Genomic DNA, 12162 nt, shown 5'->3' with positions numbered 1-12162 from the left:
TATGGTTGTCCACGGTTCCCTCGGGGTGTGGCGCAGCTTGGTAGCGCGCTTCGTTCGGGACGAAGAGGCCGCAGGTTCAAATCCTGTCACCCCGACCAGACACGGGCCCCCCGGATTTCCGGGGGGCCCGTCGTCGTTCCCGACCATCCGCTCCCGCCCTGCCGGACGAGCCCGGTCCGACCGTCTCCGATCGCCCCGAACCCTGTTCGTCCCCGGTGGTCACGGTCGCTGCCGTCGGTCGCCTGCGGAGCGTTACGCTGAGCGGACGATCCGTGCGGCGTGACCGGACGATCCCCTTCCCCCCGAGGTGTCCTGGGCCAGCGCGGCGGACCGGTGTGCCGCTGCGCTCCCCCGAGTCCGGAAGGCTGAGCGTGGGCGCGAGCACTGGGGCCGATGAGGTCAGCGGTCGGGAGTTCGTCTTCGGCGCGTACCCGCTCCGCGCCGTGGACCGTGTGTGCGACGTCCTGGAGGCCCTGGCCCGGACGGAGCACGGCGCCACCCTCTCCTCGGTCGCCGCCGGCGCCGCGTTGCCGAAGAGCTCCGCCTACCGGTACCTCGCTGCCCTCGAGGGGCGCGGCTGGGTCGCCCGGGAGGACGACGGCCTCACCTACCGGCTGACCGCCTCCGCCGCCGTCCGCCGCATCCCGTCGCGGGCCGAACACACGGACCGGATCCTGCAGGCGGCCCGGCCGCTGCTGGCGCAGATGCGGGCGACCAACCGGTTGGCCGCCGGTCTGACCGATCTGGACGCCGGTGCGGTCCGCGTGCTCTGGATCGAGACCCCGCCGCGGCTCGCCGCCATCGGGGTGCTGCCGGGCGACCGTCTGCCGGTGTTCGGCTGCGCGAGCGGACGGGCCCTGGCCTCCCAGTTGTCCGATCCCGAGGTCGCCGAGCTCCTCGGTGCCCTCCCCGGTCACCCGGCGACCGCCCCGGCACACCACCTCCAGGACCTGCACCGGGTCCGCGGAGACGGCTTCGCCGTCGGGGACTGCGAGACCACGGCGGGGGTGCGCTCGATCGGCGTCCCGGTACCCGGGACGCCGCCGATGGCCCTGTCGGTCACCGGGACGGAGCAGGACATCCCGGCCGAGCGCATCCCCACCCTGATCCGGATGCTGCGCCGGGCCAGTCTGGTGCTGAGCCACAAGGTGGCCGGCTGACGGGGACCCGCCCGTGCTGTCCGTCCGTCCCGGCCGTGCGGGGCAGGATGGGGGCATGGATTCCGTGTCACCGTCCCCGTCCGTCCCGGCCCCCGCCGCCCCCGCCCCTGCGGACGACGCCGTCCGGGCCGATCCCGGGCACGGGTCGACCCCGGCGGACGCACCCGCACGACGCCACCCCCGGGCCGTCGTCCCGGACACCCTGTTCACCGATCCGGCCGACGAACAGCGCTGGCGGGCACGGTTCTCGGCCGTCCGGCTGGGGCTGCCCACTCCCGCACGGGACGCCGAGAACCGCACGGTGTTCGTCACCAACGCCTCGGGTCGCTACGAGCTCACCTGCTGGGCGGTCGACACCGATGTCCGCACGCAGGCGACCGACCGACCGGACGGCACCACCCACGGCGCCCTGACCCCCGACGGCGGGCAGCTGTGGTGGTTCGACGACGACGCCGGCAACGAGTTCGGCAGCTGGCAGGTGCAGCCCTTCGGCAGCGGACCGGGCAGCGCACAGCCCGCGCCGGCACTGCAGGGGGTGGCCCCGGGCTATCCCGCCGGTCTGGAGCTGGGTGACCGCGTGGTGCTGGCCGGATTCTCCGACGACGACGGGACGCGGGTGCACCGGGCCGTTCCGGGGTCGGCCGACTCCGCGGAACTGGTCTACGAGCACGAGACCGACGGCGGGGTCGGCGCCCTGTCGGCGGACGAGACCCTGTGGGTGCTGGCGCATTCCGAGCACGGCGATTCCCGGTATCCGGCGCTGCGGGTGTTCACCACGGACGGGAACGACGTCGTCGCCGAGCTGGACGACGGCCCCGGGAAGGGTCTGAACCCGGTCGCGTTCTCCCCCGTCCCGGGCGATCAACGGCTGCTGGTCGGCCACGAGAGGCGCGGCCGCGACGAGCTGCTCGTCTGGGACCCGACCACCGGTGCGGTCCAGGAGCTGGTCGTCGACCTGCCCGGCGATCTCGACGGTGATTTCGAGCCGGACGGCGGGGCCGTGCTGGTGCTGCGGACCCACGCCGGCCGCACCACCCTGCACCGCTTCCAGCCCGCCACCGGGGAGCTGGACCACCTCCCGGCGGCCAAGGGCGAGGTGGCCGGTGCGGTCACCCGCCGGGACGGCAGCGTCTGGTACCGCTGGTCGAGTGCGGCCAGCCCGGCTCAGGTCCGCGTGCTGCATGCCGACGGCAGCGACGCCACCCTGCTCACCGCGGACGGCCCGGCCGCGCCGGACTCCGAACCGGTGACCGACGTGTGGGTCGACGGCCCGGGCGGGTCGATCCACGCCCTGCTCGGCATGCCGGCCGGTCCGATGCCCGACGGCGGCTGGCCGACGGTCTTCTTCCTGCACGGCGGCCCCGCCGCGGCCGACGAGGACTCCTACGACGCGACCCGCGCCGTGTGGCTGGACGCCGGCCTGGCCGTCGTCCAGGTCAACTACCGCGGCTCGACGGGGTACGGATCGACCTGGCGGGACGCGTTGACCGAACGCATCGGACACACCGAGCTCGCCGATGTCGCCGCCGTCCACGACCGGCTGATCGCCGACGGGGTGGTCGATCCCGCCCGGTCGGTGGTGGCCGGCTACTCCTGGGGCGGGTTCCTGACCCTGCTCGCGGTGGGTAGCCAGCCCGACCGGTGGGCGGCCGGGGTGGCCGGGGTGCCGGTGGCCGACTACATCGCGGCCTACGAGGACGAGATGGAGCCGCTCCGGGCCTACGACCGGGCGCTGTTCGGCGGTTCCCCGCAGGAGCGGCCGGAGGCGTACCGCGATTCGTCGCCGCTCACCTGGGTGCAGGACGTCCGGGTGCCGGTGCTGATCCTGGCCGGCGAGAACGACCCCCGCTGCCCCATCCGGCAGATCGACAACTATCTGGACGCGCTGGCCGACCGGGCCGCGCACGAACCGGCCGCGCCGCGCTACGCCGAGTACCGCTACGAGGCCGGACACGGGTCGATGGTCGTCCAGGAACGGATCCGCCAGGTGGCGTGCGAGGTCGACTTCGTCCGGGCCGCGCTCGCGCTCACCCCCGCGACGCCGTCGACGGGCTGACCCGCCGCCCACCCGTCCGACGGGGGCGGGACGGGTGCGGTCTCAGTCCGCGGTTCGGAACCGCTCCGCGAAGTCGATGAGCTGGTCGGCCACGGTGCCGATCAGCTGGCCGGCGTTCTCGTCCGGGGTACTGCCGTCGGCCTCGAACCGGGTGACGCTGCCGTTCAGGGCGAGGCCGATCGGGGTGGGCCAGCCCCGCAGGGCGTGCACCACCTGGCGCAGGGTGCCCAACGTGGTGACGGCGGCCTGCCAGCCCTTGGCCACGGCGACCGGGGCCACCGCACGGCCGGACAGGTAGGGACGCTCGTCCTGCGCCAGCTCCTCCAGGTAGTCGACGGCGTTCTTGACCAGTCCGGACAGGGTCCCGTGGTACGCCGGCGAGGCGATGACCACCCCGTCGGCGCGGCGCACCGCCTCCAGGTAGTCGCGGGTGCCGTCCGGCAGGTGCACGCCGTAGTGGTACGGCGGGAGGTCCAACTGGGCGCCGGTGAACGCCTGGACGGTCGCACCCCGCCGCTCCGCCGCGCCCAGCACGGCGCGCAGTGCCCGCTCGGACTGCGAGTCGGGATCGACCGACCCGCCCAGACCCACGATGAAGACCATGGGCCGATCATGCCCGGCGCGCGGACCGGGCCCCGCCCCGGCCGGGTGTGACGATGTCCGACGGGCACAATCGCAGGACCGCCGGGCACGGGTTCGGCGTTGCGACGAGCGCCGGGGGGTGCAGGACATGGCGGTGGCTCGACCGGACGCCGCAACCCGCACACCGGGCCTTCGTCGAACCTCCCCGGCCGCCGTGGTCGTCTCGTTGCTGATCACCGTGCTCGCCGGCTGTTCGACCGGGGCGCTCGCCGAGGGCAACCGGACATCCGTACCGGCTGGATCAGCCGCGGCCGCCTCCCCGGTGTCGGAGTCGAGGCGCACCGAGCCGGCGTCGGAGGCACCGACCGCCTCGACGGCCGGCTCCCCGGACACCACACCGGCACCGGCACGGCAGATCAGCGTGTTCCCGCTGCCCGCAGGACTGACCCCGGAGGCCAGCGGCATCGCCCGGTCCGCCGCCGACCCGGGCGTCTTCTTCCTCGTGGACGACGCGAACGGCCCCGCCACGATCGACGCCGTCCGCCTCGCCCCGGACGGTGCCCGCCGCGCCGGCCGCTGGCTCGTCGACCAGGTGACCGTCGGCAACCCGGAAGCGCTGGCCACCGGGTCCTGCGGACCGCGGGGACCGGCCGACACCCGGTGCCTGTACCTCGGGGACATCGGGGAGGCCGACCGGGACGACATCGCCGTCCTGCGGGTCGCCGAGCCGCCGGTGACCGACGACCCCGCTGCGTCGGGAACGGTCGACGACCCGGCGGTGCTGGTGGCTCAGGAACTGGTGCGCTTCACCTACCCGGACACCCCGCAGGACGCCGAGTCGATGGCCGTCGACACCGACGGAGCGATGCTCATCCTGTCCAAGCCACGCAAGCCGGCGCTCGGCGAGCAGGGTGATCCGGTCCGGCTGTACCGGGGTGACCCGGGAGGTGGGGTGCTCACCCTGGTCACCGAGTTCCGGCTGCCCGCTCCCCTGCGGCCCCTGCAGTCGCGCCTGGTCGGGGTCCGCCCCACCGACATGGCCGTGGACGGTGACCGGGTGCTGGTGCTCACCTACGACCAGGTGCTGGAGTACCGCCGCCCCGATCCGGCGGCCCCCCTCACCGACTTCCCGACCTGGCCGGTGCAGGAATTGACCTCCGCGTCGCTGCCGCAGGCCGAGGGCATCGCGGGCGCCGGCGACGGATGCGGATTCGTGGTCGCCTCCGAGGCCGGTCCGGGCGGGTCGGTCGGGTCCCTGGCCACCGTCACCTGCTGACCCCCCCCCGGACTTCCGGAGGAGGACCGGCGTCAGAAGGTCAGCGTCAGCAGCAGGGTCGGCAGCACCCAGGCGCCGGTCCTGTCGGTGAGGACCAGGGTGTCCCCGCGCCACGTCATGCTCGGGGCGACCGGCGGCGCCTGCACCCCGAGAACCTGCCCGAACACCGGGATACCGGTCTCCAGGTGCACGATCTGCAGCACGTATCCCCGTGGGGTGTTCACGGTCATCGCGAGGTACTCCCCGTCGCCGGACCAGGCCACGGCCGAGCAGCGGTCGGTGGCGTCCGTCGCGGTCCGGGTGGTCCCGCTCGCCAGCTGGGTCACCAGCATCGGTCCCTGGACACCGCCGGCATCGGTCGGGCAGGCCATGACCGAGACGCCCCGCGGATCCGCGCCCTGGAGCACCAGCCGCTTCCCCCGTCGGCCATGCCCACGTCCCGCGCCTGCCCGGTCACCCGGTCCACCGACCACACGTGTCCGCGTTGCGGTCCCGCACCCGGTGACAGGAACAGCTCGAGGTCGGTCGTCCACATCTCGGGACCGTTCGCGGTGATGTCGCGAGGCAGCCCGGTCAGCTCCGTGGTCGTCTCTCCCGTGGCCCGGTCGACCCGCACCACCTCCCCGGTCGCCCCCACCTCGGGGATGACGAGCAGGGCGTCGTCCCCGTCCCACACGGCACTGGACAGGCTCCACGAGACGTCGCCGGTGGAGCCGGGGGGACGCACGGCCAGCACCGTGCCGTCGACGGCGTCGAGGATGGACACCGTGGCCGAGGACGGCGGCCCGGCGACGACGACCGCGGACAGCCCGCCCGGTGCGAACGCCCACCAGGTCGGCCCGGCGGCCCCGGCGAGGTCGAGGACGCACCGGGTGGGGCCGGGGGCCAGGACGGTCGGTTCCAGGCACACCTGACCGTCCTGCACAGCCAGGGCCACCAGCCCGGTGGGCGACACGGGGCCGGTGTGGCCGGACAGCATCATCAGCTCGGCCGACCAGCTCTGCGCCGTGGGCACCTGATCGGCCGGCGGCCACACGGCGGGAGCCGGGACGGGCAGAGCAGGGGCGGCGTCGAGGACCGGTGCCGGGTCGACGAGGTCGTCGTCCGCCGTCCCGACGGACGCTCCGACCGACTCCCCCACCGGCCCGGTGACCATCGGGGCGGGCGCCGGGACCGCCGGGGCGAGCGACGAGGGCCCGACTGTGGGGGATGTCGGGGACGTCTCCGCTGAGGATGCCGCAGCACCGGCCGGGGGCATCGACGGCGCGGACGAGCAGGCGGCGAGCAGGGCGGTCACCACCGTGAGCAGCCCGACCAGGAGCGGAGGTCTCCACGAGACGCGGTGCGCAGCAAATGATCCGACAGGACCGGTGGACCGGGAGGGAAGCAGCAGCATGGCCAGGACGGTAGGGCGGACGGCACCCTGGAGTCGGGAGTTGTCCACAATGGCTGCCCCGCAGGCCCACGTGCCCCGGATTCAGGCGGGCTCGGGCCGGGCCAGGAAGTCCTCGTCGGGCAGGTGCACCCAGCCCTCGATGGCAGCGGCGGCGAGCTGGCCGGGACGGGGCGGCCTCGTCCGGCCGAGCACGGCGGCCCCGGCGACCAGCGCCACGATGACGGCGTCCAGCGCGTCATGGCTGCGCGCGCAGAGCTCCACGACTGCGGGCTCCCACGTGAGCCACGGCGTGGCCGCCTGCAGTCGCGCGAAGAGGTCCGCGGTCACCCCGTCCCTCTTCTTGGCCCCGATCATCTTCAGGCCCCACTGCCGCAGGGCGGCGGCCGGGTAGCACTCGACCACCACCGAGCCGATCCCACTGCGGGACAACGGATGTCCGGCCCGTTCGATCATCGCGAGCAGCGTCGCGGCCCGCATGGCCGGGTAGGCGATGAGATCGGCGGACACGCTGAGCGGCCAGAGCTTCGTGAGCCGATGCACCTCGTGGTCGGTCAGCCGGTGGGTCAACCGCTTCTCCCGCATCGCGGCCAGCACGGTCTCCGGTTCGACGGTGCCGGTGCGCTGGGCGGTCAGCAGGTCCTGGAAGGCCACCGGCCAGCCGAGCGGACTGTCGATGCCCAGCAGCTCCACCCGGCCGGCCAGCTCGACGATCCGCTCGTTCGTCCCGCGCAGGGCGACGGCCTGCACCTGAGCGGTCACCGCACCGAGATCGTCGATCCGCCAGTCGATCTCGGCCAGGCCGGTACCCGCGTCCTGGGACGCGAGATCCACCCCGCCGGTCCGGAACACCGCCACCGTCAGAGGCGGGCGGCCACCAGCTCGGCGATCTGCACGGTGTTCAGGGCGGCCCCCTTGCGGAGGTTGTCGTTGGAGACGAACAGCACCAGCCCGCGACCCTCCGGCGCGCCCTGGTCGGGGCGGATCCGACCGACGTAGGACGGGTCGTTCCCGGCCGCCTGCAACGGATTCGGCACGTCGGTCAGCTCGACCCCGGGCGCGGTGGAGAGCAGCTCGGTGGCCTCGTCGGCACTGATCGGCCGGTCGAACTCGGCGTGGATGGACAGCGAGTGCCCGGTGAAGACCGGGACCCGCACGCAGGTGCCGGAGACGAGCAGGTCCGGGATGTGCAGGATCTTGCGGGACTCGTTGCGGAGCTTCTGCTCCTCGTCGGTCTCGCCGCTGCCGTCGTCGACCAGGTTGCCGGCCAGCGGGATGACGTTGAAGCCGATGGTACGCACGTACTTCTGCGGCTCGGGGAAGCTCACCGCGGAACCGTCGTGGGCCAGCGCCGGCGCGTCGGACCCGGCCGCCCGGATCTGCGTGTCCAGCTCGGTGACCCCGCCGATGCCGCTGCCGGACACCGCCTGGTAGGTGCTGACCAGCAACCGGCGCAGGCCGGCCCGGTCGTGCAACGGCCGGAGCACGGGCATGGCCGCCATGGTCGTGCAGTTGGGGTTGGCGATGATCCGGCCGCCGCCCGCGCCGATGGCCAGGTCGATGTCGTCCGGGTTGACCTCGGAGACCACCAGGGGGATCGCGTCGTCCCGCCGCCAGGCCGAGGAGTTGTCGACCACGACGACACCGGCGGCGGCGAACCGCGGCGCCTGCACCTTCGACGTGCTCGCCCCGGCCGAGAACAGGGCGATGTCCAGACCCCTGGGATCGGCCGTCGCGGTGTCCTCGACCACGACGTCCTCGCCGCGCCAGTCCAGCGTCGAACCGGCCGACCGGGCGGAGGCGAAGTACCGCATCTCCGCGACCGGGAAGTCGCGCTCGGCCAGGATGCTGCGCAGCACTCCGCCGACCTGCCCGGTGGCGCCGACGATTCCGATCCGCAGTCCGCGCGGAGTGGTCAGGGCCTGGCTCGTCATGCTCATCGTCCCGTTCCGCCGTAGACCACGGCCTCTTCGCCGCCGCCGAGCTCGAACGCCGCGTGCAGCGCCGTCACCGCCCGGTCGAGCTCGAGATCCCGCACGAGCACGGAGATCCGGATCTCCGAGGTGGAGATGATGTCGATGTTCACGCCCGCCTCGGCCAGGGCCTCGCAGAACGTGGCCGTCACGCCGGGGTGGCTGCGCATGCCCGCACCGATCAGCGAGACCTTGCCGACGTGGTCGTTGTAGACGATCTGGTCGAAACCGATGTCTCCGCGCCGGTTCTCCAGCGCCTCGACGGCCCGCGGACCGTCGGACTTGGGCAGCGTGAAGGTGATGTCGGTGCGGCCCTCGGCGGCCCGGGACACGTTCTGCACGACCATGTCGATGTCGATCTCCGCGTCGGCGATGGTGCGGAAGATGCGCGCGGCCACGCCGGGATGGTCGGGCACGGCGACGACGGTCACCTTGGCCTCGCCCCGCTCGTGCGCGACGCCGGTGATCAGGGCCTGTTCCACGGGAAGATCCTCCATGCTGCCTTGGACGATGGTGCCCTCGAGGTCGGAGTACGAGGAGCGGACGTGCACGGGGACGCCGTAGCGGCGGGCGTACTCCACGCACCGCAGCATCAGGACCTTGGCCCCGGAGGCGGCCATCTCGAGCATCTCCTCGTAGGTGATGCGGTCGAGCTTGGCGGCGTCCGGGACGATCCGCGGGTCGGCGGTGAAGACGCCGTCCACGTCGGTGTAGATCTCGCAGACGTCGGCGTCCAGGGCCGCGGCCAGGGCGACGGCGGTGGTGTCCGACCCACCGCGCCCCAGCGTGGTGATGTCCTTGGTGTCCTGCGAGACGCCCTGGAACCCGGCGACCAGGGCGATGTGCCCCGCGTCGAGCGCGGCGCGGATGCGTCCGGGGGTGACGTCGATGATGCGGGCCTTGCCGTGGGTGGACGTGGTGATCACCCCGGCCTGCGACCCGGTGAACGACTGGGCCTGCGCGCCGAGTGAGTGGATGGCCATGGCGACCAGGGCGTTCGAGATGCGCTCACCGGAGGTCAGCAGCATGTCCAGCTCGCGGGCCGGTGGGACCGGCGCGACCTGCTGGGCGAGGTCCATCAGCTCGTCGGTGGTGTCCCCCATGGCCGAGACGACGACCACGACGTCGTGACCGTCCTTGCGGGTGGCGACGATGCGCTCGGCCACGCGCTTGATGCGCTCGGCCGTGGCCACCGACGATCCGCCGTACTTCTGGACGACGAGGCCCACCGCTCCTCCTGACCTGAGCACGCCCGAACGCGCTCGCGCACGACCCGACGGGATGTCGACGGGTCTGTCTGCTGTCCGGCCGGTCGGGCCCTCGCGACCCCCGCGCCGACCCCGGGTCGACGACCTCCGAACGGCCCCAGATTACCGTCCGGCGCGCCGCTGTCCGGCCGCGCAGGAGCGGCCCGGACGCGACGGGCGGGCTTGCGGCCGAGCGCCACCGGAACCGGACGACCTCCCGTCCACCGGCTCAGTGCCGTGGTTCTTCTCCCCCACTGCTGGTGCCGGGCAGCAGGTGCTCGTCGGCCCACAGCAGCCGGAGCCACAGATCGGTGAACCCGGGGACCACCGCGGTGAGCGGGGCGAGGTCGTCGACGACCAGACCGGGCACCCGCAGACCGAGGACAGCGCCGGCCATCGCCACGGCGGCGGACCCCGCCGTGGGCCAGCTCCCGCCCGTCGGCGGCCCCGGATCGACGATCAGGACGTCACCCTCCCGCCGGACCCGGCCGCCGACCGCCGTCACCGCCGCGAGGACCGCGGTCACTTCGGGTACGTCGCCGACCCGGAGTTCGGATCGGCCGTCGGCCAGCGCGGCGAGGACCACGAGCACCGGCACCGGTCCCGGCAGGCCGCGGAGGTCGGCGCGGACCCCGGTCAGCTCGCCGGAGGTCGACCGGCTCGTGCAGGTCAGACCTTCGGCGGTGCGCACGACGTACGTGCCGAGATCGGCGAGCACCGCGCGGACACGGTCGCCGGCCGGGTCGTGCGCCGGCCAGGTGCGGACCACCACCGTCCCGGTGGTCAGCGCGGCCGCGGCGAGGAACCCGGCGGCCACGGCGAGATCCGGGGCCACGGGTCGCACGGTGGGGTCGACGGCATCGACCGGCCGGGGGCCCGCGCCGGCCGGGACGACCAGCCAGCCGTCCGGCCCCGTCCGGACGTCCGCCCCCGCCGCCCGGGCCCGGTCGCACGCGGCGAGCGTGGCCGGCGTGTGGGCGGGATCGGTGAGCAACACCGGGCCGACGCCCGCGGCGGCCCGGGCCACCTCGGCCAGGGTGGCGGTCGGGGATCCCGGCACGGAGACCCGCCCGCGTACCGGGATCAGGGCGGTGGGCGCCGACCACCCCGACGGCCTGTCGTCCCGCTGCCACGCGTCCCGTCCGGTCACCTCGTCCGTCCTTCCTGCGCCCCGTCTTCCGGTCCTCTGTCTTCCGGTCCTCTGTCTTCCGGTCCTCTGTCTTCCGGTGCTCCGTCCACCCCTGACCCGGCGACGACGGCCGGGCCGAGCGCCCCGTCCGGACCGGGGGATCCGGTCTGGTACCGCTCCTTGATCACCGACAGGTGCACCCAGCTCTCCAGCGAGCTCACCCCCGGCAGCTGACGGACCTCGTCGACGAGTTCGACGGCCCGCGCCATGGTCGGCGCGTGCACGGTGGCGACGAGGTCGAACCGTCCCGTGGTGGTGGCCAGGAAGCGCGTCGACTCCCGACCGGACAGGGCCTCGACGAGGTCGCGGTCCCCGTCGGCCGGACCGGACAGGGTCACCCCGACCCCGACCGCGTACTCCTGCTCCCCCACGCCGGCCGAGACCAGCACGCCGACCCGGACGATCCGCTCGTCGATCAACCGCCGGACGCGGGTGCGCACGGTGCCCACGGCAAGCCCGGTCTGCCGGCTCATCTCCACCAGGGACATCCGGCCGTCGGTCTGGAGCAGTTCCAGCAGGGCACGGTCCACCCGGTCGATGTCCTGGGCGGAGCCCGCGGTGGGCCGCATGACGTCCAGGACGAGCGAGGTGACGGTCAACGTGCTCACCCGCCGCACCCCCGGGACGGCGCGGATCCGGGTCAGCGCCCGCGCGAGGGCGACCGGGTCGGGCACCCGGACCTCGGCGATGAGGTCGACCGCGCCGGCGACCAGCGAGACGAACGGGGTGTCCGACTCCGCGGCGAGCCGCTCGGCCACCGCCCGCACCGGTCCGTCCACCGTCACCGAGATGTGCGCGACGCTGTGCAGCCCGAGCACCGAGGGATGCACGACACCGACGACCCGGATGGTGCCGGCGGCCAGCATCGCGGACAGCCGCAGGGCCACCGCGGACCGCGACATCCCCACGGCTGCGGCCAGTTCCTGCTGACGGGCCCGACCGTCCGTCCGCAGCGCCGAGATGAGCGCGGCATCCAGGTGGTCCATCCGCACCTCCGACACAGGATGTTTACACGGCCCGATCGGTGCCGCCCGGCTGACAGAAAGACCGTCCGGCGGCACTCTAGCCGACCGTTCTGCTCACTTGCGCGTGTTCATCGGAGCAATTCAGGCACGAAACGTGGCCGTCATCAAACCGGGCCATGGTGCACGGGCGGTCCGGTCGTTAGCGTCACCGCCCAGCGAGGCGCCCCCGCCGACGTCGGCGCCACGACCCGTCGCGATTCCGGCCGGACAGCAGTGCCCACGTCCCGGTCCGCACCGTCCCGCCCGCACCCGTCCCGCCCG

Annotated in this window: 11 protein-coding genes and 1 tRNA gene; 4 read left to right on the top strand and 8 right to left on the bottom strand. The window is 73.8% G+C overall.

Translation table 11 applies throughout. The features are described 5' to 3' along the window. Nucleotides 1-21 precede the first annotated feature (21 nt). The 3 genes from J2S58_RS16235 to J2S58_RS16225 all read left to right on the top strand — a co-directional run bounded on the left by J2S58_RS16235 (nt 22) and on the right by J2S58_RS16225 (nt 3216). Nucleotides 22-98 (top strand) — tRNA-Pro (locus J2S58_RS16235). Nucleotides 99-371: 273 nt separating this feature from the next. After that, nucleotides 372-1160 carry an IclR family transcriptional regulator gene (locus tag J2S58_RS16230; protein ID WP_205256359.1) on the top strand — a complete coding sequence of 263 codons (789 nt, stop codon included), beginning with the start codon at nt 372-374 and terminating at the stop codon, nt 1158-1160. A 55-nt stretch (nt 1161-1215) separates the two neighbouring features. Further along, complete coding sequence (locus J2S58_RS16225) at nt 1216-3216, top strand: alpha/beta hydrolase family protein (protein WP_205256360.1); 2001 nt, start codon at nt 1216-1218, stop codon at nt 3214-3216. 42 nt (nt 3217-3258) lie between these two features. On the opposite strand, the gene J2S58_RS16220 is transcribed toward J2S58_RS16225, so the two are convergent. Continuing rightward, nucleotides 3259-3819 (bottom strand): NADPH-dependent FMN reductase, encoded by a 561-nt coding sequence (locus J2S58_RS16220; RefSeq protein ID WP_205256361.1) that lies wholly within the window; start codon nt 3817-3819, stop codon nt 3259-3261. A gap of 133 nt (nt 3820-3952) precedes the next feature. Between J2S58_RS16220 and J2S58_RS16215 the strand changes: the two genes are divergently transcribed. Continuing rightward, nucleotides 3953-5074 carry a hypothetical protein gene (locus J2S58_RS16215; protein WP_205256362.1) on the top strand — a complete coding sequence of 374 codons (1122 nt, stop codon included), beginning with the start codon at nt 3953-3955 and terminating at the stop codon, nt 5072-5074. Nucleotides 5075-5106: 32 nt separating this feature from the next. Here J2S58_RS16215 and J2S58_RS16210 read toward each other — a convergent pair whose 3' ends face one another. From J2S58_RS16210 to J2S58_RS16180, 7 genes are all read right to left on the bottom strand, one after another. Beyond that, a complete protein-coding gene (locus J2S58_RS16210; protein WP_205256363.1) occupies nt 5107-5400 on the bottom strand; it encodes a hypothetical protein in 294 nt (97 codons plus the stop codon). After that, nucleotides 5397-6470, bottom strand: a complete 1074-nt coding sequence (locus J2S58_RS16205) for a hypothetical protein (protein WP_205256364.1) — start codon at nt 6468-6470, stop codon at nt 5397-5399. Before J2S58_RS16205 ends, J2S58_RS16210 begins: the two co-directional genes overlap by 4 nt. Before the next feature lie 81 nt (nt 6471-6551). Further along, nucleotides 6552-7325, bottom strand: a complete 774-nt coding sequence (locus tag J2S58_RS16200) for a DUF429 domain-containing protein (protein ID WP_205256365.1) — start codon at nt 7323-7325, stop codon at nt 6552-6554. Between the two features lie 2 nt (nt 7326-7327). Continuing rightward, on the bottom strand, nt 7328-8407 hold the full coding sequence (locus J2S58_RS16195; protein ID WP_240188687.1) for an aspartate-semialdehyde dehydrogenase: 1080 nt from the start codon (nt 8405-8407) through the stop codon (nt 7328-7330). Continuing rightward, entirely contained in the window at nt 8404-9669 is a 1266-nt protein-coding gene (locus J2S58_RS16190; protein ID WP_205256366.1) for an aspartate kinase, read from the bottom strand. The genes J2S58_RS16195 and J2S58_RS16190 overlap by 4 nt, the downstream gene beginning before the upstream one ends. Nucleotides 9670-9916: 247 nt before the next feature. After that, complete coding sequence (locus tag J2S58_RS16185; protein WP_205256367.1) at nt 9917-10837, bottom strand: 3-phosphoshikimate 1-carboxyvinyltransferase; 921 nt, start codon at nt 10835-10837, stop codon at nt 9917-9919. Next, the gene (locus J2S58_RS16180) at nt 10834-11862 is read right to left on the bottom strand and encodes an Lrp/AsnC family transcriptional regulator (RefSeq protein WP_205256368.1); all 1029 of its coding nucleotides are present in this window, start codon (nt 11860-11862) and stop codon (nt 10834-10836) included. The genes J2S58_RS16185 and J2S58_RS16180 overlap by 4 nt, the downstream gene beginning before the upstream one ends. Nucleotides 11863-12162: the final 300 nt, after the last annotated feature.

It is taken from the genome of Nakamurella flavida, from assembly GCF_030811475.1.
In the GTDB taxonomy this organism is placed as follows: domain Bacteria; phylum Actinomycetota; class Actinomycetes; order Mycobacteriales; family Nakamurellaceae; genus Nakamurella; species Nakamurella flavida.
This window is presented reverse-complemented; position numbering and strand designations above follow the sequence as displayed.